Genomic DNA, 25,278 nt, shown 5'->3' with positions numbered 1-25,278 from the left:
GGAGCCAACCAATATGGTTAGCTCCCTCTCGACTTGCATTGCTCTCTGCTATTGATAATTATAGTTATCCCAATAAGGATTTTTTGCTCTTGCAGCGGCAGGTACCCAGAAAATCGGGCTGGTTAAATTATTTTCTCCTGCTACTTTCTTGAAGTTATCCGGGTTATTAGTCAGCTCAATAGTTGGATAACGCACTCTTTCCGGCATTGGTTTCCATACGGAAGTATGCCAGGTGAATGGTTCCAGTTTCGGGTGACGGGTCCTTCTCAGCTCTGCCCACAGTTCGTAAGGCTGATAAAGGTTCAGGTGAATATACTTCTGCTGCATGAGGATTTCCATTTTGTCGTCCAAGGTAGCAGCCAATGTAAATTTGCCTTTTACAATATCGCCCCATGCACTTACTACCGCGGCAGATGGTTTGGCAGGATATACCATGGCTGTTTGCGCAGGTGTCATCTGGGTTTTGGCATAGCTGCTCAGTTGATTAATGGTATACCAGAAATCGACAGAGTGTGTTACCTCATCTTTGATATGCTCTTCAGCTGTTTTACCAGTATTCGCTAATCCTTTCAGCGCAATTTCCGCCAGCAGCAGGTCCAGTTCTCCTACAGAAGCCATATACACCGGCATCTTCGCATTTTGGTGGAAGGTAGCATGGTTATACATAGATTTTGCATTGGTAGAAAAAGTAGAAGCGATATTATCTGCATATGGATAATACCTTTCTCCACTGCTATACAATGCTGTTTGTTCTTCGATATTGGCAGATACTCCGCGATAATCCAGGTATTTGGTTGGCATAGCCAGCACCGGCAGGCGTGGATCGTCAATTCCTTCCTGGTAAGCAGGCGTACCATAGTTCAACCTTTTCATGATGATGTTCGGTATAAAGGAAGCGAAGGAATTTTCATAAACACCACGAATCCATGTTCCACCACCGGTAGGAACGATATCATACCAATAGAACCAGTAAAGGTCTGTTTGCGGCAAAGGCTTTGCCAGCGCCGCCTGGATCAATGGTTTGGCATATGCTTCTTCCACACCGGCAATTCTTACCAGTAATTTCAAACGGGTAAAATTGATGAAGGACACCCACTTATTGATATCACCGTGGAAGGCGATATCCTGCTCCGTGAGAACAGTTTTGGCATCCGCCGACATCTGCGAATAAGCTCCGGGAAGCTCATCTACAATAGTTCCCAGTTCCTGTATGATAGATTGGTAGATCTCTTTCGGATCATCATACTTAGGGAAAAGATATTTCGGCTCTTTTTTAGAACCCTGGAAAGCATCTGAATAAGGAACCGAATTAAAGAAATCTACCAGCTTGGCGCTTTGATAACATTTGATAAAGCTAACCAGCTTCAGGTATACATCTCCATCCTGTTTTAATTGCCCGGTACGTGCATTCACAGAATCCCTGATCACTTCGTAATTCTTCAACCGGGTATAACTATGCTGAAAGAAAGATTGCCCGTTGATAGGAGAATCATCAAAGCCGTTACCGGTGGTCAGGTCATTGTATGTGGAGAACCAGTCGTAGCGGTAAGATACAAACCGTTGCGCCACCTGCTCATAACCGGTGATACTGGTACCGCCGTTGAGCAGGTAATACCACTCGCCGTAGTCCTGTGCAAATATTTTATTGTTTGTAAGCACGCCGGTGAATAAGCCGGGCACCACATCTATATCACTGCCGGTGGAGAGCTTGTCCTTGTCGTAGAACCGGTCTTCCAGATCCTTTTTACAAGCTCCCAGGAAGGAGGCAGAGAGCAGGAAAATATATAAGTAAGCTTTTTTCATTTTTTTCAGTTTATACATTAGAAAGCAACATTTAACCCCAGGGAGTAAGTCCTTTGGGAAGGGTAGATGGTATTTTCCACGAAAACATCTGCGCCCAATGCTCCTTCCGGATCGATATTGGGAATAGATTTGTAGAGATAGAACAGGTTACGGGCAGCTGCTGTAACAGTAAGCCTTTGCATTCTTATCCTTTTTGAAATTTCCGCGGGTAATGTATAGGAAAGCGCTACTTCCCTCACTTTGATGTAATTGTTTTTAAACAGGCGATCCGGTGGGAAAGAGGTGGCCAGGTCGTTCGCATAGCTTCCATAATAGGAAGACGCGCTGGTGATGATATCGTTGGTAGTATATTTACCGTTATCATCTACTTTCATACCCGGCAGGATCAAACCATCGTGATACACTTTGCCATCTTTAGACTGCGACGGGGCTGCCTGTGAGTGCTGCCACGGAACTTTCTGGTCGTTGGAATTGATGTAGTAAGCCAACCCACCGTTTTCCTCATCGCGGTATTGCATGGTATTTTCCAGCTGACCCACACCTGTTAAGCGGTTGTTGGTATAGCTGAAAATAGTACCGCCGTATTTATAATCCAGACCAATACGGAAGTTGAAGTTCTTATATTGGAAATCGGAGATAAACCCACCATATACTTTTGGCATTATATTACCCGCTACGGTTGTTTTCTGATCATCGAGGATATAGATACCCTGGTTGTTGACTACTTTATTGCCGGCTTCATCACGTTTATAATCGAGCATTACAATTTCGCCATACGGACGGCCTTCATCTGCATGAATAGATGCGGCGGCACCGTTGATCAGGTTACTGAAAGGATAATTGGTAACGCCCTGGTACAGGTCTATTACTTTTGATCCCTGGCTGGCGGCGTTCAGTGTCAGGCTCCAGCGGTAGTTTTTACCTACCAGCGGCACGCCTGTTAACGCCAGTTCAAAACCCCAGGCTTTTACATCACCCGCATTCACAATCATACCGGTAGAACTGGAGGCCGAAGAAATAGGCAGACTGATGATCTGGTTGTAGCGGTGATTGGTGTAGAAGGAGAAATCGAGGATCACCCTGTCCTGTGGCAGGAAGGTATTGTTGATACCAATTTCAAATTCTCTTTTACGTTCTGGTTTCAGAGCGCCCGGTAACAATTTGTCGGGAGGTGAAACGGAGTTGGCGCCTGTGCTGGGGAGACGATTGTATCCATACAGGTTATTGGCGAAATAACGGGTGGTACCGTTACCTACGTCGGCCCATGATAATCTCAGCTGTCCGCTGTTTACACCGGCAAGCTGAAAACGTTCAGTATAATTCCAGGTAAGTGCCGCGCCCGGATAAAAGTACTTGTTGTTTTCCGGAGGAAGGGTAGAGTTCCAATCCTGGCGACCCTGCAATTCCAATGTAAATTCATTCTTCCAGGACAACGCTGCTGATGCCAGCAAGCTGTATAATACATCAGATCCTCTGGTGTAATTTCTGAGGAGGTAAGCATTGTCCGCGTTTGGTGTACCCAGCTGATTAGCGAAAGAATACCAATCCGGGAAGGTAAGACCGCCAACGGTGTTGGTACCCAGGTAGTCTACGTTACGCAACCGGTATACACCACCTCCAAATGCAAACAAACGGAGATCGTTGTTCAGGAATGATTTATTATAATTCAGTAATGCCTGGTAAGTTTGGGTGGTAGAATTTTCCTTTGCCACGCCAAAGCTTCCTCCGGCTACCGTAGGGAGCACCCTGGTTACGCTTACTTCTGTATTGTAGTTGGTGTTATCATAATCCAAACCTGCCTGCCCTACGAGGAAAATATTCTTCGTGAAGTTCAGGGTTACTTTGGCAGAAGTAATCATGTGGATATTTTCATCCTTGTAGCGGTTCATTTTGGTGTTCCACAGATAGCTACCCAGTCTGGTAAACGCATCGGAAACACGGGCATTGGAAAGATCCCTTTTATAACCGGTGGCATCTGTATAGTAAGGATATATCAGGTTATAATCATAATCAACCGGGTATCCCCATGCTACCGGTCCATCGTTCTGGGAACGGCGGTTTTGGGTAGAGATGCTGTAAATGTTGGAGATCACTTCAAAGGAAGCCAGTTCGGATGCTTTGATATTACCGTTGAAGCTGAAAGAGTTTCTTTTCTGCCAGGAATTATCACCGGAAATATCCTGGTAATTATAGTTGGTATAAGAAGCCCTGATACTACCTTTTTCGTTGCTGCCGGCAATGGCTACGTTGGCAGAAGTGGAGTGACCGTTCTGGAAGAGTGACATGAAGTTATTCCTGTGTGGCGAATTCTTCACCATAGAACTATCGTAGAACATCACATCAGCACCATCGAAAGCAGGACCGAAGCTGAAACGTTTATTGGGCAGCATGCGGGTTCTAACGCCATTGATAGTTTCATAGGTGGTATCATAGAGGTTGTCGCCCAAACCATATTTGGTTTGCAGTTTCAGGTAAGATACCGGTTGCTCTATGGTTTGTTGTATGTTACCGGTCATACCAAATCCTTTCACATTGCGGCCGTTTTTGGTAGTAATGATCATTACGCCGTTGGCGGCATCGCTACCATACAATACAGTGGCTTTGGCGCCTTTCAGGATGTCGATTGATTCGATGTCGTCCGGGTTAATATCGTTGATACCGGCGCCATAGTCGAATCCCTGTCCTACGTCACCACCGATCTGTGTTTTACGGTCGCTCAGGATAACGCCGTCTACCACAAACAGGGGTCTTACATTCTGATCGGGGTTCATACTGGCTGCGCCGCGGATATTGATCCTTACACCACCCTGCGGACCGGATGCGCCCACGTTTACGCCTACACCGGCTGCTTTACCGTACAGGGCGAGGAATGGGTTCATGGTTGAACCGGCCTTGGTAAGTTCATCACCTTTGATGGTACTGATCGCATATCCAAGCGTTCCTTTCGGGCGTTTGATACCGAGGGCGGTTACCACCATTTCGTTTAACCCGCTGGAAGCGATGGAAAGCGTTACGTTCAGGAACGTGGAAGTACCGAGGGTAATGGATTTGGGCTCGTATCCTACGGAGGTGAACACCAGTACTACATTGCCTTCCGGTACATCAAGACTGAACCGGCCCTGTACATCTGTAGTGGCGCCGGTTTTGGTGCCTTTAACGAGAATGGTAACACCGGGTATGGGCATGCCGGTACTGTCTTTTACCAAACCGCTTATTTTACGGAGTACTACTTCCGGTATTGCGATGAAGGGAGTGGTATTTTCCAGCCTGATATCTTTCTCTTTTACAGCGATGATTTTGCCGATCACTTCATAACTGAAGGGCTGATTTCTGAAGAGCAGTGCCAGTACTTCTTCCAGCGAACCATTACGGATGGAGATATCTACCGGTTTACTTTTCGTAAGCATAGCATCTTCATACCAGAACTTATAACCGGATTGTTTCTTTATTTCTTCAAATACCTTCTGGATCGGTGCGTTCTTTTGCGACAAGGTTATCTGTTGCGACAGAGATTTGGCGCTGATCTGCAAACAAACTACCGTTAAGAGGATAGCCGTAATTTTCATTTGCTTAATCAGTTGTTTTTTTATCCTCAGATGGGCACCTGATTTTCGGAATGTCAGGACGCGATCTTTGATGGTTGATAATAGCCCGGGTACAAAGACGGGCTTTGCATGACAATTAGATTGCATACATTTGTGGTGTTTGGGTTTAGATAATTCTTGATTTCTGATAAGTATTGATGTCAGGTACCAGACCCAGGCTTTTTTCCAGGGGCGGGTGAGATCGCTCCTGGTTTTTTATGCCGGTTCCTACCACACGTCATTCAGGGACCTTTGTTCATGGTAATAGCATTTGGTTGATATAATGAATAAGATACTTACGGCATAACGATCAGCTTACGTTGTTCCATTTTGAAATGGATTCTGCTGATTTCCAGTAATCGTAGTAATTCAGACAGGTTAGCGTCTCTCGGAATATCTCCTGTGAAGCTGCGCGCCGGTATAGGGCCGCTGTATACCACTTCCACATCGTACCATCTTTCCACCTGCCGCATGATTGTTTTGATGTCTGCACTTTTAAAAGAAGTAAGTCCGTTTTTCCATGCTACCGCCAGGCTTACGTCGGCTTTTTCTATTACTTTCATTTTGCCGTTTGGTTCCAGCAATGATTGTTCTCCCGGTTTTAACAAGTTGGAGGTATTTGCCTGGCTCACTTTTACGGCGCCTTCCAGCAGGGTAGTTTTCATGGCTGCTTCATCGGCGTAAGCCATTACATTGAAGCTGGTGCCCAATACCGCGATACTGGCGTTATTTACCGATACAAAAAATGGCTGGCTGGCATTCCGGGCTACTTCAAAGTAGGCTTCCCCACTTAGTTCCACGCGACGTTCCTTTCCAACGAAGGCAGTAGGGAATTTCAGGGACGAAGCGGCATTCAGCCATACCTTTGAGCCATCCGGCAGTTCCAGCTGGTACTGTCCCCCTTTGGGGGTTTTTAATATATTATAGGCTATACTATTGGCAGACGTCTGCCTGTTTTGGTCGTATTTCAGCATTCCCGGGCTCACATGTAAATTCACATCTCCCTGTTTGGCCAGTGTACCCTTCAGAGAGCTATCCAGCGCTATCACATTCCCGTTCGCCAGTGTGAGCATGGCTTTTGTGCCGCCGGGGCTCACATCTTTCTTTATATTTTCTGTTACCGCGGCCGGTAACTTGTTTGCTTTCCGTGTTCTGGTGGCCAGCAGCCAGGCGCTGCCAGCAATGATCAATAATAATGCAGCGGCGACCCAACGCTTCCAGTAAACCCGTTTAAGCGGCTGCGGCGCCGGTTCCCGGATTAGTTGGGGCGAGGGAAAAAATAACTCTTCTTCCTCACCGGACTGTACCCAGGCTTCTTCGATCAGCAATTCCAGCTGCGTTTGATTATCTGCCGCATTTAAGAAATCACTTAACTCGGACTGTTCCGCCTGGGTGATTGTTTTACCCGCATATCGGCTAAGCAGGTAGCGCAACCTGGTATTATCCATTAGCATAGATTGATTCTACACTATAAGACAGCAACATGTATAAAAAAGAGGTAACGGGGTAAAAAAAAATTTAAATCCTGAAAGGGGTGGTCAGAATAAGCATCAGCAAATTGATTTCAGGGTGCGCCATCGCATAGCTCCGGATAGACCGGAGGGCCAGCACCATATGTTTTTTAACTGTTTCCAGGGAGATGGCCATACGCTCCGCAATTTCGGCCTGGCGGAGGCCCTCATCCCTGCTTAAAAGATATACTTTCTGACGCTGGGCCGGCAGCTCTGAGATAGCCTGGTCTATAATGCGACGGTAGTCCTTAATAACAGTATCATCTTCCTGGTCATGGGTAGCCGCCACACTGATTTCCCACGCCTGCTTCCGGGCCAGCTCCCGGCCCAGCTTCTTGAGAAAAGATAAACTATAGTTCCTGGCTACTGCATAGAGGTACGGATGAAAATGTTCTACCTGGCTTAACTTATCCCGCTTTTCCCAGATCCGGATAAATATTTCCTGTACAATCTCTTCCGCCATCGGTTTTGATCCCGTAAGCTGCATAACAAATGCTCCCAGCCTGTTTTGGTAGGTATGGAATAAGTGTGCAAAGGCAGCCTCATCGCCCTGCGACACCCTGAATAGTAAATCTGGTTCACTATTTATTTGCACGGTATTCAAAATAAATTTAAGTGCTTCCCCCGAAGCTAATCTGGTTGATATAGCATAAAGATATGCATTCCTATCCTGATAAAAAATCACACCTTTCGGCCACTGCCGGAAATGTTAATTCCTCATCAGTGATTGTTAACCAACAATTAATTTCCACTGCAATGAACCAAACAGGATTCTCCTGTATTTTTAATAGAAATACTTCCACTATGAACCTAAAAACCCTTTTCATGGCTTTGGCCATCCTGTCTCTTTTTGGCTGTAAAAAAGACCTCGTAAACCCAAATGCTGCAGCCGGCAGTGAAACACTGAAAAACGCCACTGTTACCAGCACCTTAAACGTAACCCTTCCCGGATGGATGAGCGCTATTGCAGACAATACCAGTCTCACCAGCCTGTCTATTCCCGGCACACACGACAGTGGCGCCCGCGTGGAACCCGTTGGCGGCACCGCCAAATGCCAGAACCTCAGCATCCGTGAACAGCTGGATGCCGGTACCCGTTTCCTTGATATCCGTTGCAGGCACATCGGCGATGCCTTTGCCATTCACCACGGTTCTATTTACCAGAACCTGAACTTCACAGATGTACTCAACGCCTGTTATGATTTCCTGGCGGCCAATCCCTCAGAAACAATTGTGATGTGCGTAAAAGAAGAGTATGATCCTACCAACAACACGCGCTCCTTTGAGCAAACTTTCGACAGCTATACACAGCTGCAACCCTCCAAATGGTACTTAAGCGATGTAGTGCCTAACCTCGGCCAGGTAAGGGGCAAAATTGTGCTGCTGAGACGATTTGGCGCCTCTAATACCCCAAAGGGTATTGAAGCTACCAACTGGGCCGATAATACCACCTTTTCCATCAATAACGCCAACTCCTCCCTGCGCGTGCAGGACCAGTACGTAGTGCCTGATAATAACGCAAAATGGACAGGCATTACTAACCTGTTTACGGAAGCAAAAAATGGCAGCCAGTCGGTGCTGTACATCAATTTCACCAGCGGATATAAATCGCTGATCTTTGGTATTCCCAGCATCACCACTGTTTCCAATGCCATTAATCCACAAATCAATACTTATTTTACCAACAACACACATGGCAGATATGGCATTATCCCGATGGACTTTGCCACTTCCGACAGGAACACGCTGATTATTAATACCAATTTCTAAAGAAATAAATGGAAAGGCCGCTTCATCGGGGATGAGGCGGCCTTTTTTAAAATGCCGGGAAGTTGTTATCTTTAGATAACTCCAAAAAAGACTCATCAGACAGCTATCCATTAACAGTTTAAAAACCATTGTGAAATAATATTCTTACCCCAATATTTTAAAATCAATTGTTATGAACTACCCCAACAAAGTAATTAAGGCTGGCGAAAAAAACAGCCAGATTGTAAAAGCTATTCAACAAAGACTGATTGAACTCGGCATCGGTACCTTACAGGGCACTGGCACCTTTGGGCCTAAAACTGTGTCTGCCGTAAAACAATTCCAGGCAATGCACCGCGACCGGTTTGGCAATCCGCTTATTGTGGACGGTGAAGTGGGCGCCATTACCTGGGAAGTGTTATTTGACAACGGCGTACCGGAAGACCATGAAGCGCCTAATACTTTACTCGCAAAAGCGATTGAAGTAGCTGAAAGCCAGATTGGCGTGATGGAAGTACCTCCCGGCAGCAACCGCGGGCCACAGGTAGAAGCCTATCTTGCCAGTACCAATACGCCTCCCGGCAACTACTGGTGCGCAGCCTTTGTATTCTGGTGTTTCAAAAAAGCTGCTGCAGACCTGGGCATTCCCAACCCCGTTGTTAAAACGGCCGGCTGCCTGGATCACTGGAACAGAACCCAGGCGCAGAAAATCACAACTGCAAGGGCTATCAACAATCCCTCTCTCGTGGTTCCCGGCAGCATCTTTATTAAAAGTCATGGCGGCGGCTTCGGTCATACGGGTATCGTAACGGCTGTAAACGGCGGCTTTATTGAAACCATTGAAGGCAACAGCAATCCCAATGGCAGCAGCAACGGGATTGGTGTGTTCCGTATAACATTCAGGAAGATAAATTCTATCGAAAAAGGGTTCATTATTTATGGATAATATTTTCATATTTCCGGGCAGCCAGCCTGTGCTGCCCGGGAATATCATTTCATAACAAAAAAGATACTTCAGATAATCTTTTATTCTTTCTTTTTTGATTAAATTCATGAGAGAAAACCGAAGCGTACTACCCCAAATAAACACCCTCAATAAATGATACCTCATTGGAAAGTAATCCAGGAAGTAGCCAATCGTTTTGGTGACCGTCAGCCACAGTTTGAAGCCGCCGAAAGAAAGCTCTGCGCCTTGCGGGAAGCCAACCAGCCTTTAGTACAACTGGAAGATAACCCTACACGGGTGCAATATCGTGTGGCACGCGAAAACACGCCCCTGGTAGCAACAGCGCTGGAGCGGATTACAGGCACGGCAGACTTCCAGGACAAATATGTGCTGGACAGGTTATCTGAAATGTCAAAGGCAGTGTGCCGTATCCTAAAAGGCGGTTCTCCCATAGGCACCGGCTTCCTTGTAACAGAAGATATCCTGCTGACTAACCACCATGTGATTGAATCTGCCGATGATGCTGAAGACATGATTGCAGAGTTTAACTATGAAGTAGACGCCACTACCAAAGCGCTGAAACGAAGCGCCTCCTTTAAACTGGATGCCCGCAAGTTTTTTATGACCTCCAGCCTGGAAGTAAGTAAAGTTACGCTGAACAGCGGCCTCGACTTCACCCTGATAGGCGTGAGCCTCACCGGCACTTTCGGCGAATTGCTGTCACAGTTTCCACCCATCCGTCTTGATGGTAACCTCGGCAAAATCATCAAGGGAGAATCCTGTGTAATTGTGCAGCATCCCAATGGATTGCCCAAAAAGGTGGTGCTGAAAGATATCCGCTTCTTCTCTGAAACAGGCACCCGGCTTGTATATGAATCGGATACACTGCCCGGCAGCAGCGGCTCCCCGGTATTTGGCATGGGTACCTGCGAAATCATTGCCCTGCATCACAGCGGACTTTCCCGCACAGATGATCAGAACCGGGTACTTACCCGGAGCGGGCAGCTGGCCACCCCTGAAACACCCGATGATGAGATTGACTGGATCGGCAACGAGGGTATTAAAGTGAGCGTAATTGTAAGTGCCGTGCGGGAAGCCACTTTGAGTCCGGATATGGAAAAGGGCCGCCGCGCCTTACTGAAAGATACCGACAATATAGCGCCGCAATTAAAGCAGGCTTTACCCGACCAGGCCAGCGTCCGGAACGGTGTAGCCAATGTAGTAACAGCTGCAGCGATGAGCAATAACAGCGTTTCTTCCAATGTTCCCGATATTACTTCATCTCCCAAAGAAAATACTATGGATGTTCCATCATCTTCCAATATCAGTACTCCCACCGCATTTATCATATCTGCGCTGAATAAGCCGGAAACAGTATCGCAGATAGAAGCAGTATTATCTGTAAAATATCCACCGGGAGTGAAGCTGTCGTTACTCACGCCCGCTACCGCCGTTGTTGGCAAAGAAGAGCTGTTTACATTTACTACCAACTTCAGCGGCAACGCGCATGAAGAAGCAGGGAAACTGGCACAGATACCTGGGATATTTTATGCAGAAGCAGACCTGCCTTTATACCTCAATGCCGATACCGTTAACATCATCAGGAAAGGCGGTGGCCCTGCCGAATCCGGCTTTTTGTTTGACGATGGTTATGGTACGCCCAACGAAGATACCTTCCTGAAAAATTATACCGTAACAGCTGTCAGCAAATTTGTTGCCGGCCGGAAAGCAGAAGAATACCGGCGCTGGAACTGGTATGCCACGGGGTTTGATAAAATATTACTGACACAGCAAACACCCGCATCCCCCCATGAAAAAGGCATCCGGGTAGTACAGTTTGATACCGGTTATACCGACCATTCAAAAGTAGCCGGCGCCTTTGATACCGACAACGATTATAACTTCCTCGACAATACCAATGATGCGCTGGATTTACGTACCATATCGCTGGGAAAGCAACCCGGCCACGGAACCCGCACCGGCAGCCTGTTAATAGGCCACGACTATTCACCGGCAGCAGGCAATGGCAACTGCGGATTACTGGCGCCCGATAATTACAAACTCGTTCCATTTCGTATAGCCGAAACAGTTGTTATCATCAACAGGCAGCAACAACTGGCTGCTGCATTGGACGCCGCCATTGCACAGGGTTTTGATATCATTACCATGAGCATGGGTATTCCTCCTACGCTCACCACTGCGCGCCTGGCAAAAAAAGCGTACGAAAGCGGCGTGATCTGGTGCTGCGCAGCAGGCAACAGCGTACAGGCGGTAGTAGCGCCCGCCGTATTTCCCGGCACCATTGCGGTAGCAGCGTCTAACCCGCTGGACAGGGAATGGACCGGTTCATCGAGAGGAGATACCGTAGATATTACCGCGCCGGGAGAAGATGTGCTGGTACCCATCTGGCAGGCTGCAGGCGACCACCAGGAAGGTTTTGCCTATGGCGATGGCACCAGCTATGCCACACCACATGTGGCTGCTGCGGCAGCCTACTGGCTGGCAAAATACCAGGATCAGCTCCGCGCTCCGGAATATGCAGGATGGAAACGGGTAGAAGCCTTCCGGCAAGCGCTGAAGGATTCTGCACGCAAAAGCGATCAACTGCCTACGAAAGGTTTTGGCAGCGGTATTCTTAACGCAGAAAAACTTTTAAACACCCCACCGAAACCTGCCAACAAATTAAACAATCAATACAACGGCTGGAACGAAAGTGCTTTCCTGAACTCACTGCAGGGCTATGGCGAAATAGTAAAAACATACTGGAACAAACTCCATAATGCCATCTTTGGTACGAGAAGAGGTAACCAGGAATCACTCACTGCTATTTCCGCCCCCATGTCCGACAGCGCGCGGGCGCTGGAAAGCGCCACCTTCGGAAAAAGCAGGGGCGCCTATGAAAGCACCACCACCGCCACCTATCCGGATTTACTTCAACGGTTTAATACGGTCCAGTCTATTATTGAAAATGCCGCTAAATAAGTGCCCCCATGACAAACAAAATATTCGACTTCCATTTCCACCTGCTGTTCAAACATTATCTCAGCAATGGCACCCCTATAAATGAACAGGTGAAAACCACCGGCGTGGCCAGTTTGCTGAACGATCTTTTCGGCGGACCGTTCAACAGCCAGTCGTCGCCCGACCAGGTGAAAGACAGCCAGCTCTATCTGGGAGTGGCTTCTATTATCAGCCTGGAACACGCTTTTGCCCGTAGAATTCTGCATATTCTCGGCATCGACTTCTCCCATATCCTACCCTTAAATAAAGAGATCGTAAATAAAACCAGGGACGGCAAAACAAGCTACTACGCTGAGTTTCAGCAACAGGTAAAAATGTACCTGGATAGTAAAGCTACACTTGAACAAGCTCCTTATCACATAAAATATACCGGGAGAAAAGATTGGGAAGGCAAATCCGTACAACAAATAACAGAGGCGCTGAAAAATGATAATACGCAACGATACCTCATCTTTTCTATAGAAGGCGGTCATAATTTATCCGATGTACCTATCCGTGGCACCGCGCTATCCAGAACGCCGGAACTGAACCTGAAAGATATCCAGGATAACAGTGAGCTGGATTTTATCAGTATTAATCTCTGTCATCTTAGCTATATCCCGGAACAGCCACTGGGCGGGTTTGCACAGGGACTTAACAAGCAGGCGCAGATAGCATTCAGCAGCGAGGACTTTATGCCCAAAGCTGGTCTTGGGCTTACACAACTGGGTAAAAAAGTGATACGCCAGGCCCTCCTGCATGAAAAGCGGCCGGTGTTAATCGATCTGAAACACATGAGTGTGTATACGCGGTTTCACTATTACCGTTACCGTGAATCGCTGATCAACGAAGCCCCGGTAGTAAACAGGCTGCCGATCATCACCTCTCATACAGGTTTTACATTTACTTCACTCAATAATTATCTCGCTAAAAAACAATTCAGATCCACTACTGGTCAGCAGGATGGCGTATTTGTAAGTATCGTGGAATCCGAAAACCGGAAAATCGGAAAAACAAACGACAGCATCAATAGCGGTCTTTATGGTAATCCCTGGACCATCAATTTATTTGATGAAGAAATTATAGAGATCATGGGATCACGGGGAATGATCGGTATTAGTCTTGACCAGCGCATCCTGGGTGCCGAAAAAATGGTGGACAGCAACCGGCCGGAATATTTTGATCCCGAATACATTGCCAGGGAAGAATGGGAAAAACTTTTCAGAGACGGGCAGCTTCCTGGTGCAGAGAAACTATTTGATTTCCTGAGCATCCCATCGAGGGCGGAGCGGCACCTGATGCTGTTGTGTCTTCACATTATTTACGCCGTGAGGATCGGGAATGCCGGCATAGGATGGGAACCGGGCACTTCACCGTGGGATCATATCTGTATTGGTTCTGATTTCGATGGACTGATTAATCCTATCAACCGGATAGATAATGTGCTGAAGTTATCTGACCTGGCAGCCGGTCTGAAAAAATATTTGCCTGTTGCCGATAAATATCTGAATACGGGAGATGGTAACGATACACGCTCACTTCGCTACAATACAACAGACGGATCTCTCGATATGAATTACCTCGACGAAGTGATCGGGAAGTTCATGTACACCAACGGGCTAAATTTTACCGCGAGATACCTGAGCAACTGGGAAGAATAGCGCGATAGTTTGTCAATAAGAAATTATCTGTATATTAGTATAAGACCGGCAGATGAAGCTATATCACATTTTCCCTCCACCTCAAACATCCCTCAAATGTTCTCTCCTGTTAATGAAAAAAACAAGGCTGAAAGTCCATCCCGCGCGATGGCTAATGATATGCATAGCAGCGGTGGAATAAGTTTACCCGCGCCGCCCCTCCAATTGAGGCAGAACGTAGCCGTGAACAACGACAAAGGATTGGAACACGAGGCTGATGTGATGGGAAACAAGGCACAGGATTTTCATCACAGCTTACCAAATTCGCCGGTTGCCCAGCAAAAAGCAGTCGCCAACCCGGTGGTACAACGGGTTTCTATAGATACCCTGATGGAGGTTGCCAAATTACTCGGTTTAAAAATTTCCGAGAGCCCCACAACCGTTGTTATTGTGGGGGCTATTGCGTCGGCTATTGGTCTGTCATACGGCATCACCTGGGGGCTGCTTTCGGCAGGACTGGGTTTAACCGCGGTAGCGCTTTACCAAAAACTGATGCAGGCAAAACCGGAAATTAAAACAGATGTTGCGGGTCGTGGAAAAACAGCGGGAGGGTTTGTCGATGAAATTTCTTCTGCAGATAAAAATACAACGACCCTGAATTTAATTAAACCTATTTTGCCAAATGACTGGTCATCAGATTTGCTGCTAAGGTTTGGAAGTCTTAATACCCTTATCATTAACAACCCAAGCTCCAGTACGCCTCCACCAAAAGATAAGTTTTCTGCGCTGTCGAAATTGCCAATAAAACACCTGGAGTTGATAAGAGCTGAATTTATGGATGAAGCCTGTTACCAGACGATCGGAAAAATGAGGAGCCTGCAGTATTTGAGCCTGGCCAGAACTATTACCAGCGAGAAATCACCTGGCGAAGCCACTACCACCACCGCTTCAGACGGACAACGCGAACTTAGAAAAGTGACCGTGCTGGCTGGTGGAGTTATGAGTGCGCTAAAAGATCTTATGGAAAATGGATTGAAAACACTGGATCTCAGGTGGTGCAGTGCGCTCACCGAAGAAAATAAAGCTGCATTGAAAGAAATAGCGGCCCAGCATAAAGTAGCGCTTATGCTTTCAGAGAAGTAGACTCAAAACCGAACTGCCCATCTTTACGGCTCAAACCCCTGTTTAATAGCCACACCCGGCGCGTGTGCTGTTCCCTCATGCGCCGCACGCGTCTCATATTATAAATTAAGATGATTATTCCATTTTGTATATAAGAATCATAGTCGTAAATTGATAACATAATTATCACCAGCAAGCGCGAAATCACCTCATGGAGCAAGTACAAATTGGTAAGTGTGTGTACATTCTGAACACAGGTAAAAACCTGTATAAGATCGGTAAAACGCAGGACCTGCATAAGCGTCTGGCGGCTTATCATACGCACCTGCCCGTGATGTTCCGTGTTATCAGGCAGTATGCAGCGTTGAATATGACGGACCTGGAAGAGAGCCTGCATATTGTTTTTCAGCATAAGCGCGTGAAGGGCGAATGGTTTGAACTCACTAAAGATGACCTCATCATCTGCGATAATATTGCCCGGAACTACGCCCTGCAGGCATTACAGAAACAGCACCGGAAATATACTGATATCGCTTTCAGCGACAATCCCCTGTTACAGGTAATGGAAGCCAACGAAAAATACCTGCAGGATTATTCCCGGATTGCCGACGACATCAAGCTGGGACTTAATAACGACGAGGTATTCGAGCTTCACGAGGGCACGGTGAATAAATCCATTATTGAAACTGTGAGGCGGTTAATGAGATACCGTACTCCCAATTCGGAATTCCTCGGCAAATGGCTGCGGGTAGTAAACGAGCTGAGTGATGGCGTCAGTGAAAGTACCATTCTCCAGAAATACAAAGGTCAGATCAGCCGTTCAACGATACAAATGATCAAAAGAATATTGCGCAATCAATTGTATTGAGGCATGTAGCTCATTCAACTTTTTTTGCAATGGCTACCCCATTCTGAATTTTTGTTAGTCCTGTAACAATTCCGTTCTTGTCCAGATTAAATAGCAACTGCGCATCTAAATTCCTCGCAAAAAAACTGCAGGTATCGTAAGGAACTATTTCCTGCCTGATTTGCCGGGGACCGGGTCCTTTGCCATACAACCGGTTACCATCTTTGGTAATGGCAAGTATAAAATTATTCGGAAACTGGTATTTCCCCACATATCTTTCCAGTACTTCCGGGGAAATATGTATCGCATACAGGTTAGTAGATTTAATACCCGTCCGGATGAATGTGACCGTTTTCCCGTCCGTTTCTGAAACGAGCGCACTAATGCCGCCGTCTTTCTTCTTCAGAAATTCTATGATAGTCAGGCTGTTCTCAAAGTAAAATTTGTCAGCTCCAAACGGGATCAGCTGTTCTTTGGCTCCGCCTTTTACAAAATACAGTAGCCGGCCATCTTCATAAGATACGGTTCTTTGCCCTTCTGTTGTTGATTCATAGATGGCTGCATATGATTTAAGCTGTTCTATTGGCAGCCCGGTTTCGTTTGTATGATAGGGTTTGCCGATGGTGATCGCGGCAATTTTTGAAGCGATGACTTCCGGGTTATTGTTTTCGCAGTTTGTAAAAACAGCCACAAATACTTTTTCCTGCGGAAGATAAACAGCGAATGTTGAAAACCCGTTGATCAGGCCATCGTGCTTAATATCCGGACTTCCCTGGATACTTCCCAGCCACCAGCCGTATCCATAACCGGTAGGCTTCCCATTATTCAGCAGATAGGAAGTATGCGCTTTCTTCAGGCTTTCTTTACTGATAACCTTTCCGTCCGTTAAGGCCTTATTCCAGGTGTATAGATCCTCAACGGTAGAAAGAATGGAACCGGCGGAATAAGGTTGGGTCATGCTTAAAAAAACGGCATTCCTGTAGGTTTCATTGTCTTTCTCATAACCACTGATGCGCCCGGGAATTATGGAAGAGCTGTTGTCATAGCCGGAGTTTTTCATTCCCAGGGGTTTAAAGAAATTCTCACTGATATATCTTTCATAAGACATTCCGGAAACCCGTTCAATGATGTAACCCAAGAGCACATAGCCGTTGTTATTATAGCGAAAACCGGCGCCGGGCAAAAAGTCTGATGGCTGGTGCTTAAAGGAATCGATCAGCGCCTGCGGGGTAAAATCAAGCTTTCTTGTTTCAGGCGTCCATGCGCCTCCACTGGTGCTTATTCCCGAGGTGTGCGTAAGCAGATGTTCGATAGTAATATCCGTTATAGGATAATCGCTGACAAATTTGGTTATCCTGTCCTGCAACGATAATTCCCCTTCCTCCGCCAGCTTTAAAATTGCGCAGGCGGTAAATTGTTTGGTAATGGAGCCGATCCGGAATATATGCTCCCGTTTCAATGGTACATTCAGTTCCAGGTCAGCCTTACCAAATGCCTTTCTGTAAACTATCTTATCTGCTTTTGCCACCAGCACGGCCGCTCCGGGGCCGGTGGCCGGAAATGCGTGGGTTAACATGGCGTCCAGTTCCCGTTCCTGGCTTTGGCCCAAACAAATTTGTGTCAGAATAGAAAACAGCGTTATGATAAATAGTTTCTTCATGGTATTTCATATTTGATTCTTTGCATGTACGCAAAGATTTCCCATAGCGGGTTTCCCCACCAATGCCGGTTGCAATAAACAAAACAGGGTGTGTTACTTTTTTTTATCCATGCCTTTTAGCACGAAATAGGAGACGATTAAACTGCTTCCCAAAAAAAGGAATATGGTAGATGGCAGTATAAAATCTTTTATTCCGTCTATGTCCAATGATCTCAAAAATGTTCCCGTTACAATTCCCAGGGATATTCCAATACTCACAATTCCAAGAAGCAATATAAATAACAGGTAGTTGGTGCCTCCTTTAAAATAGTCAGGAGGGAGTCCTTTTTCAATAATGGTCATTCGTTCTTTATGCCTTGTTGTGAAATAGTAATAACTTATCCCGAAAACAACAAGGGCTAGTGAAATGAATAATGATGCGGACGTTATTAGCATGACTATATTTTTAGATATTTTTGAGTTACTTATTAATAAGACTCCCAAAACGCCCATGTGGTCACATATGTGACCACTTTGCCCTGCAAGTAGTCTAAATCATGAGATGGCAACCCACAGAGAAAATAAACAGGAAAATGAAATATGGAATAAAGCCATAAGTGGCGATATAAATAGTATTGCCCAATTGGTAAACATCTATAAGGACTTTTCGTTTACTATTGCCATGTCGGTCGTTGCCAATAACGAGGACGCAGAGGAAGTGGTACAGGATTCTTTTATGAAGGCATTTGCATCGCTGGGCAAATTTAAACAGGCATCAAAATTCTCTACCTGGTTATACCGTATCGTTTATAATACGGCACTAACAAAACTTAAAAGGAGGAAATCACCTGCTATCAGCATAGATCAACAGCCGGAAAACGAACAGGATGGGACAACAGAAAATCACGGATGGGATCTGGTGAAAGATGCGGAAAGAAAAAAATATGTCACGTTAGCGCTTAACAAGCTATCGAAGGAAGACCGGCTGGTGCTTATCCTCCATTATATCGAGGAAAAGAATATTGCTGAAATTTGCGAGATCCTGGGTGCCGGGAAGTCTGCCATAAAAATGCGCCTATTAAGAGGACGCAAACAACTGGAAATGGAATTAGGGCTATTGTTAAACCATGAAACAAGAAATTTACTATGAGAAATAACAACGTGACAGAAGATCAGCTCAGGGCTATCCTGAAAGAAGATGGGATAGAAAAGCCAACGGAATTCTTCTCCAATCGCTTGATACAGGCCATTGTTCTGCAACAAAAGGAAAAAGAAGCAGCAGCTTTTAAAGCAGGGGAATGGATAGGGCAATTCATTTTGGGTATACTCCTATCCTTCAATCTCGCGTTTCTTTATTATCTGAACCCTTCGCCGGAACAATCGGTATTATTCATTTCCATTGCTGCATTCTTAGCAGGGGTATGGGGAGTAATTGTGGTAATCAGGAGATTTCAGGTATCGAAGTTTAACTATCCCTGACCGGTGGCAATGCGGTCCGTGGCTGTTTGTCTGTATGGGAAGATTTACTATTCGCAGAGAGCGCGGGAGTTATCTAAAAAGATAAAACCCGCTATTAAAGCGGGTTTTATAATCAGTCGGGGCGGCAGGATTCGAACCTGCGACCTCCTGCTCCCAAAGCAGGCGCGATACCGGGCTACGCTACGCCCCGTCTCCGATGCTGTGTAGCGGGATGCAAATGTAGGAAATAAATATCCACAAAAACAAATCCTTCTGAAAAAAAACAACAGGAATCTTTATTTATTGACCGGTGTGCCGGAAAGTATATCCCTTACCGTTAGTCCGGGTAACAAACGGAAAACGGGGATACTGATGCCGTATTTATCGCACAGTTGTTTAATGCTCCGGTCAATGAGTTCTGCACTGTACCTTGAGGAGAAATGCCCCAGGATCAGCTGTTTTACGCGGATACGGCTTACCATATCCATTACCTCTTCCAGCTTGCTGTGCTTATTTTTGTGGGCTACTATCTTCATATCTCCCTCGCTGGCTAAAAAAGTGGCTTCATGGATCAGGATATCAGATCCGTCCCAGCGTTCCAGGTCCTGCACAGGCGTATCGCCGGAATAACCCACCAGGTTGGTTCTTACCTCCATGGTGGTACTTTCTTTTCCCTGATCCATGATGATTTGCCGGATCGTTTCTGGTGGTAGCGCGGCGAGTTCAGGCTTCACTTTCTGTTTCACCTGCATTACCTTATAACTCAGGCTCCGGATGATATGCTCACCGGTAGTTACATGTTCATTACGCACAGGAATAACCACTATATCGTCTTTCACCCATATTTCATCACCCGGCGCCACTGCCCGCCATTGGGTACCTGCAATATGAGGATCAAATCTTTTTGAAAATTCTTCCATCGCCGGAAAAGAACTGCTGTCCCTGGGATAACAGATCACCGGCAATCCTGCGCGCGCATTCAGCTGGTTCAGTTGCAACAGGCCGGTTAAATGATCCCTGTCTGCATGAGAAATGAATACATAATTAATCTTCCTGCTTTTTTGCAAAAGCGCTGCCGTTAATCCATCTCCTGCATCCATTAAAATACCCAGTTCTTCGAGGAAGTACCAGGTGGAAAACAAGGCAGTAGAGTAGCCTGATATCGTTAGCTTCATCAGCGGTTCTTAGTTATTCTATAAAGATAAATATATTTCACAGACTCTCCACTGCTAAGCACAACAACAAATCTGATATGGTTAAAATAAACAAAACTGAATCTGTTTTATTTACATTTTATAGCTGAATTTTACGGTCTCAATATTTGTTCTATGATGCAGATAATTAACAGCACGCCGGAAGATATCGATGTTATTTTTAGTCTTTACGAAGCCGGCACACAACTTCAGAAGAAAATAGCACAGAAACACTGGCAGGGGTTTGACCGGGCATTGATTGAAACAGACATCCGCGAAAAAAGATTGTGGAAAATACTGGAAGATGACCGGATTGCCTGCATCTTTTCTATTACGTTCCAGGATCCGTTTATCTGGAAAGAAAAGGATAAAGACCCGGCCATTTATATTCACCGTATCGCCACCCACCCGGATTTCAGAGGCAACGGCTATGTAAAGCATATTGTACAATGGGCCAGGGAATATGCAGTAAGTACCGGGAAAAACTATATCAGGATGGATACCGGCAGCGGTAATGATAAGCTGAATAACTATTATGTAAGCTGTGGCTTTAATTATCTGGGCATCGTAGCGCCGATGGCAAGTAACGAATTACCTGCGCATTACAAAGAAGGCACCTCCAGCCTGTTTGAAATAATGCTGTAAATACGGTGGCCGGGCAAGGTAATAGCGTTTCAGCGTACGTGATGAGCTATGTGAATAATTTTATTTAATTTTAGGTTAGATAGATTTCCCCAATAGCTACATCAGACTGTCTCTTTCACTTTTAAATCCCCAAATATGAAACAGATAGCATACCACGTACTCGTAGTAATACTTCTTTCTGCGTTGACATTCAATATTGCCCTAGCCCGGCAAACCGATGAAGCGGTCATAAAGAACCTGGATAACCTTGAGCGGGAAGCTGTATTAAAAGGCGATACCACTGCGTTGTTCAACAAGTTCTGGTCGCCCAACATAGTGATAAATACACCGGCAAACAGGGTAGGAACTGTTGAGACTGCAAAGGCCAGTTTAAGAGCCGGCAAACTCAATTATGCGTCCTTTGAAAGAGTTATTGAAAAAATAACCTTTACTGAAAACATCGCCATTGTAATGGGCTATGAAGTTATTAAACCCCAGGGAGCAAGCGATCATGCAGGTAAAACTGTTACAAGACGCTACACGAATATCTGGATGACAGGGAAAGATGGCTGGCAGATGGTAGCGCGACAGGCAACTATTATTAAAGTAGAGTAGCTGATTTATGATAGGTACAGACAAGAGCCTTACAGTAAACTGTAAGGCTCTTGTCTAAGTCGGGGCGTTCCGCCGGCTGGATAATCAGGCTGTATAGAACGTTTTTTTTGTTTTTCATATCATATCAAAGTTGATACAGTGAAATTACTTTGATATCTTTCAGCCTTAGTAATCAGGATTGTAAATAGAAGAAATGTAACCTTTGTAAATAAATTTCAATCTTATGCCTGACGTCCGAAACCTCCTGTCCGGAAAACGCAGATACCTGTTCGGATTTATATTACTCTCGCTTATCACGGTAATTTTCGTGGCTTTCAGTATGAGCGGCGGTGACGACTTTGATATCGCCAGGAGGGAAGTTTTGCTTCGCAGGATCGGACATGAAGTGCTCTTACAGTCGGGCGACAGTACATCAAGAGTGCTCCCGGTAAAAAAGGTCGCTGAAAATGAATACCAGATCAGGTTTGAGAAGAATTTCACCTTTCGACCAGACTCCCTGGTGAATACTACCCGCCGCTTGTTGGCCAAAGACCCGCTCGCACGTGACTATGTTGTTAACGTTCTGAATTGTAGTAACTCCAGCGTTGCCTATGGCTACGCTATATCCAAAAATACAAAAGATGACATTATAGCATGCAGGGGCAGAGATCAACCCAAAGCATGTTACATGATCAATGTTAAATTCAAACCTACAGGTATAAATACTGCGAAGAATGTATATCTTCTGGGCAGCCTGCCATTTTTAGCATTTGCTGGTTTTGTTTTTTTGAGATCTGTTAAGCCTAAGCCACGGAGAGCCTTACCTAAGAGTCAGGATGCCAGGATATTTACTTTGGGCTCGGTGTTGTTCGATGCAGAGAAGCAGCAGCTGACAATAAATGAAAAGACAATAGAGCTAACCGGAACAGAAACCCGTGTACTGCTCATTTTCGCAATGTCTCCTAACGAGACTATAGAAAGAAGCCGGCTGCAAAAAGAGATATGGGAAGATGAAGGTGTTATTGTGGGGCGCAGCCTGGATATGTTCATATCAAAACTTAGAAAAAAACTGGAATTCGATCCGAATACCAAAATTGTTGTTATACGCGGCAAAGGGTATAAGCTTGAGATTAACACTTAAAAAGCATCTTCCCGCCCAAAACTGATCTTATTTAACAAAGTGATCCATCTTACAAACAATTGAATACTTCACTGTTTAAGAGTTTCCGTTAACCGGGAATTGCAAATAAAAAAGCCCTGCATCGGTGATAACAGCGCACGGAGCATACATGTTATGCGGGAGCCCGGGAAGGGATGCAGTTCTTGTATTTTCAGGGAATACTGGCGGGACAATTGTCCTGCCCGGAGCGGGATTTTTTTCCGATTTTGTAGCATTCCTATAAAAATAGAGAACATGAAAGTTTTGGTAACTGGCAGCGCCGGGCATCTTGGAGAGGCGCTGGTACGCACATTAAGACAACATTCTACTGAAGTAATCGGGTTGGATATCCAGCCGTCTGCATTTACTACTAATGTAGGCTCCATTACGGACCGCTCCTTCGTCAGAGATTGTATGAAAGGGGTAACCACAGTTTTACATGCAGCCACGCTGCATAAGCCCCATGTGGCCACGCATACTATGCAGCAATTCATAGATACCAATATTACCGGCACACTTAACCTCCTGCAGGAAGCAGTGGCTGCTGGCGTGCAGCGTTTTGTTTTCACCAGCACGACCAGTGTTTTTGGGGATGCATTAGTGCCGCCTCCCGGAGCGCCTGCAGCCTGGATTACGGAGGAAGTGCAGCCACAGCCCAAGAATATTTACGGGGTCACCAAAAAAGCAGCGGAAGACCTTTGCCAGCTCTTCTACAGAAATTTCGGCCTGCCCTGCATAGTACTTCGCACTTCCCGTTTCTTTCCTGAAAAAGACGACGACAAACATATGCGGGAAACCTTTCAGGACGAGAACCTGAAGGCCAACGAGTTCCTGTTTCGCAGGGTAGAGCTGGAAGACGCGGTAAACGCACATTTGCTGGCGGCAGAAAAGGCTTCCTCCATCGGATGGGGCGTTTATATCATCAGCGCTACTACACCGTTCCGCCCGACAGATCTGCATGACCTGCGCCGCAATGCACCCGGGGTAGTACTGCGCACCGTACCAGCTTATGCAACAGCGTATAGCCATCGCGGATGGAAGATGCACCAAAGCATAGACCGGGTATATGTAAATGAGAAAGCGAGGAAAGACCTGGGTTGGGAACCTGCATATGATTTCGCTTACGTAGTAGCACGTATAAACACAGGAGGAAGTTTACGCAGCCCGCTTGCCCAATTAACCGGCTCAAAAGGATACCATGCAGAGAGCTTTACGGATGGCCCCTATCCCATCAGCTAATCAGTATCTTCTTTTTTTTTCGCCAGCAATTTCATGCTCAATTTCTTCCTTTAAATAAAAGAAGTCCTTAACCTGTTCCTGCACAAAATGGAGGCTCATAATCGTATTAGTTATTGTAACAAGAACATTCCTTTTGAAATTGTTTACAAATAGCCAGAATTTCTTCAGGTGTCTTTTCAAAGTGATTTAACACGACTGTATATCTCTGGTTGGTAATTGGATTCAGGTTGTCTATATTATTACCGGTTATGATAAGATACTTATAGTTCGTTGTGATGGCTCCCCTGTCACCGCCATTATCTCGAATGTGGTACGTAAAGGATTCTATATCGAAGTTGGAGATGTTTTCCCATTTAAGTTTTACAATTGTTGGAAAAGTAAAGCTGCCTCCAGAAGCTACATCTTCTAAAATGCTTCTGCCATAGTATATGACCAGCTCATCTTTTGATAGTTCCATTTTTGATGGCACATCCCATAAATATTTCACTATTCCAATTAAAGGAATGATTAATGAGACTAGAAAAAGCATGGGTAGTAGTGGTGGTGAATCTGAAATTAGAGAAACCAACGCTCCTGTCAATAATATGGCAAAAATGATCAAATCTGCTACATATTTTCCCTTGCGTTCTGCAATGATTATTGTTTCCATACGTTGTTTATAGAAAGGGGAGTAGTTTTGGTAGTAAAACTGTTCTTTAGGTTCTAAGTCTTCAATTGTATTGATAAGATAAAATACGAATTATTCTTTGATGCTAAAAAATTTTGCTATCCGTAACCCTGTATATTGTGGCAAAATTTTCATTGCCAGGTATAAAGAAGAGGAACCCCCGTGTCTTTGTACTTGTGGTGGATTTTGCATTATGTTTAAGGAGCCGTGCTGCAACGTCCACCGATTCTCCTACATAATATTGCTTTGTTGTTTCGCTTTGAAGTATGCAAAAATAGTGGGGCATATACAAACAATTAAAAAGCCCCACAGTATACTGTGAGGCTTTTAGTTTTCTAAGTCGGGGCGGCAGGATTCGAACCTGCGACCTCCTGCTCCCAAAGCAGGCGCGATACCGGGCTACGCTACGCCCCGAAATCCCTTCTTAGTCCGCTTCTTCAGCATCAACGGCTGCCCTTGTGGCCATACCTTTGCTTCAATTGCGGAGTGCAAATGTAGGAAAA

21 protein-coding genes and 2 tRNA genes are annotated in these 25,278 nt (G+C 45.6%); 12 read left to right on the top strand and 11 right to left on the bottom strand.

Annotated features, from left to right (window positions below; translation table 11 throughout):
• Positions 1-48: 48 nt before the first annotated feature.
• The 4 genes from PV783_RS06065 to PV783_RS06050 form a co-directional block, all read right to left on the bottom strand.
• Positions 49-1,803 carry a SusD/RagB family nutrient-binding outer membrane lipoprotein gene (locus PV783_RS06065; RefSeq protein ID WP_420987408.1) on the bottom strand — a complete coding sequence of 585 codons (1,755 nt, stop codon included), beginning with the start codon at positions 1,801-1,803 and terminating at the stop codon, positions 49-51.
• Positions 1,804-1,820: 17 nt separating this feature from the next.
• Positions 1,821-5,369: a SusC/RagA family TonB-linked outer membrane protein gene (locus PV783_RS06060; protein WP_420987407.1), complete on the bottom strand. Its 3,549-nt coding sequence runs from the start codon at positions 5,367-5,369 to the stop codon at positions 1,821-1,823.
• A 314-nt stretch (positions 5,370-5,683) separates the two neighbouring features.
• Positions 5,684-6,835 carry a FecR family protein gene (locus PV783_RS06055; protein WP_420987406.1) on the bottom strand — a complete coding sequence of 384 codons (1,152 nt, stop codon included), beginning with the start codon at positions 6,833-6,835 and terminating at the stop codon, positions 5,684-5,686.
• Positions 6,836-6,905: 70 nt separating this feature from the next.
• Positions 6,906-7,493: an RNA polymerase sigma-70 factor gene (locus PV783_RS06050; protein ID WP_420987405.1), complete on the bottom strand. Its 588-nt coding sequence runs from the start codon at positions 7,491-7,493 to the stop codon at positions 6,906-6,908.
• Between the two features lie 209 nt (positions 7,494-7,702).
• On the opposite strand from PV783_RS06050, the gene PV783_RS06045 reads away from it, so the two are divergent.
• The 6 genes from PV783_RS06045 to PV783_RS06020 all read left to right on the top strand — a co-directional run bounded on the left by PV783_RS06045 (position 7,703) and on the right by PV783_RS06020 (position 16,223).
• A complete protein-coding gene (locus PV783_RS06045) occupies positions 7,703-8,668 on the top strand; it encodes a phosphatidylinositol-specific phospholipase C (protein WP_420987404.1) in 966 nt (321 codons plus the stop codon).
• Positions 8,669-8,840: 172 nt separating this feature from the next.
• The gene (locus PV783_RS06040) at positions 8,841-9,593 is read left to right on the top strand and encodes a CHAP domain-containing protein (RefSeq protein ID WP_420987403.1); all 753 of its coding nucleotides are present in this window, start codon (positions 8,841-8,843) and stop codon (positions 9,591-9,593) included.
• A gap of 153 nt (positions 9,594-9,746) precedes the next feature.
• On the top strand, positions 9,747-12,575 hold the full coding sequence (locus PV783_RS06035; RefSeq protein ID WP_420987402.1) for a S8 family serine peptidase: 2,829 nt from the start codon (positions 9,747-9,749) through the stop codon (positions 12,573-12,575).
• 8 nt (positions 12,576-12,583) lie between these two features.
• Positions 12,584-14,254 carry a hypothetical protein gene (locus tag PV783_RS06030; protein ID WP_420987401.1) on the top strand — a complete coding sequence of 557 codons (1,671 nt, stop codon included), beginning with the start codon at positions 12,584-12,586 and terminating at the stop codon, positions 14,252-14,254.
• Positions 14,255-14,350: 96 nt separating this feature from the next.
• Positions 14,351-15,376: a hypothetical protein gene (locus tag PV783_RS06025; protein WP_420987400.1), complete on the top strand. Its 1,026-nt coding sequence runs from the start codon at positions 14,351-14,353 to the stop codon at positions 15,374-15,376.
• Positions 15,377-15,566: 190 nt separating this feature from the next.
• Positions 15,567-16,223 carry a GIY-YIG nuclease family protein gene (locus tag PV783_RS06020; protein ID WP_079469625.1) on the top strand — a complete coding sequence of 219 codons (657 nt, stop codon included), beginning with the start codon at positions 15,567-15,569 and terminating at the stop codon, positions 16,221-16,223.
• A gap of 10 nt (positions 16,224-16,233) precedes the next feature.
• Here PV783_RS06020 and PV783_RS06015 read toward each other — a convergent pair whose 3' ends face one another.
• Both PV783_RS06015 and PV783_RS06010 read right to left on the bottom strand, forming a co-directional pair.
• On the bottom strand, positions 16,234-17,862 hold the full coding sequence (locus PV783_RS06015) for a serine hydrolase (RefSeq protein WP_420987399.1): 1,629 nt from the start codon (positions 17,860-17,862) through the stop codon (positions 16,234-16,236).
• A 93-nt stretch (positions 17,863-17,955) separates the two neighbouring features.
• Complete coding sequence (locus PV783_RS06010; RefSeq protein WP_420987398.1) at positions 17,956-18,297, bottom strand: DUF6249 domain-containing protein; 342 nt, start codon at positions 18,295-18,297, stop codon at positions 17,956-17,958.
• 106 nt (positions 18,298-18,403) lie between these two features.
• On the opposite strand from PV783_RS06010, the gene PV783_RS06005 reads away from it, so the two are divergent.
• A complete protein-coding gene (locus PV783_RS06005; protein ID WP_420987397.1) occupies positions 18,404-18,991 on the top strand; it encodes an RNA polymerase sigma factor in 588 nt (195 codons plus the stop codon).
• Complete coding sequence (locus PV783_RS06000) at positions 18,988-19,320, top strand: hypothetical protein (RefSeq protein ID WP_420987396.1); 333 nt, start codon at positions 18,988-18,990, stop codon at positions 19,318-19,320. The genes PV783_RS06005 and PV783_RS06000 overlap by 4 nt, the downstream gene beginning before the upstream one ends.
• 116 nt (positions 19,321-19,436) lie before the next feature.
• On the opposite strand, the gene PV783_RS05995 is transcribed toward PV783_RS06000, so the two are convergent.
• Together PV783_RS05995 and PV783_RS05990 are read right to left on the bottom strand one after the other, a co-directional pair.
• Positions 19,437-19,510 (bottom strand) — tRNA-Pro (locus PV783_RS05995).
• Between the two features lie 85 nt (positions 19,511-19,595).
• Positions 19,596-20,474, bottom strand: coding sequence for an MBL fold metallo-hydrolase (locus tag PV783_RS05990; RefSeq protein WP_111576922.1), 879 nt, complete (start codon positions 20,472-20,474; stop codon positions 19,596-19,598).
• Between the two features lie 153 nt (positions 20,475-20,627).
• Between PV783_RS05990 and PV783_RS05985 the strand changes: the two genes are divergently transcribed.
• From PV783_RS05985 to PV783_RS05970, 4 genes are all read left to right on the top strand, one after another.
• Positions 20,628-21,137, top strand: coding sequence for a GNAT family N-acetyltransferase (locus tag PV783_RS05985; RefSeq protein ID WP_420987395.1), 510 nt, complete (start codon positions 20,628-20,630; stop codon positions 21,135-21,137).
• Between the two features lie 135 nt (positions 21,138-21,272).
• On the top strand, positions 21,273-21,731 hold the full coding sequence (locus PV783_RS05980; RefSeq protein ID WP_420987394.1) for a nuclear transport factor 2 family protein: 459 nt from the start codon (positions 21,273-21,275) through the stop codon (positions 21,729-21,731).
• Between the two features lie 223 nt (positions 21,732-21,954).
• Positions 21,955-22,851, top strand: a complete 897-nt coding sequence (locus tag PV783_RS05975) for a winged helix-turn-helix domain-containing protein (protein ID WP_420987393.1) — start codon at positions 21,955-21,957, stop codon at positions 22,849-22,851.
• A gap of 273 nt (positions 22,852-23,124) precedes the next feature.
• Complete coding sequence (locus tag PV783_RS05970) at positions 23,125-24,108, top strand: NAD-dependent epimerase/dehydratase family protein (RefSeq protein ID WP_420987392.1); 984 nt, start codon at positions 23,125-23,127, stop codon at positions 24,106-24,108.
• 106 nt (positions 24,109-24,214) lie between these two features.
• Here the strand turns inward: PV783_RS05970 and PV783_RS05965 are convergent, their stop codons facing one another.
• The 3 genes from PV783_RS05965 to PV783_RS05955 form a co-directional block, all read right to left on the bottom strand.
• On the bottom strand, positions 24,215-24,757 hold the full coding sequence (locus PV783_RS05965; RefSeq protein ID WP_420987391.1) for a hypothetical protein: 543 nt from the start codon (positions 24,755-24,757) through the stop codon (positions 24,215-24,217).
• Between the two features lie 103 nt (positions 24,758-24,860).
• The gene (locus PV783_RS05960) at positions 24,861-25,061 is read right to left on the bottom strand and encodes a GIY-YIG nuclease family protein (RefSeq protein WP_420987390.1); all 201 of its coding nucleotides are present in this window, start codon (positions 25,059-25,061) and stop codon (positions 24,861-24,863) included.
• A 54-nt stretch (positions 25,062-25,115) separates the two neighbouring features.
• A tRNA-Pro gene (locus PV783_RS05955) sits at positions 25,116-25,189 on the bottom strand.
• Positions 25,190-25,278 lie beyond the last annotated feature (89 nt).

The organism is Chitinophaga sp. CC14 (genome assembly GCF_048957795.1).
Classification (GTDB): domain Bacteria; phylum Bacteroidota; class Bacteroidia; order Chitinophagales; family Chitinophagaceae; genus Chitinophaga; species Chitinophaga ginsengisegetis.
This window is presented reverse-complemented; position numbering and strand designations above follow the sequence as displayed.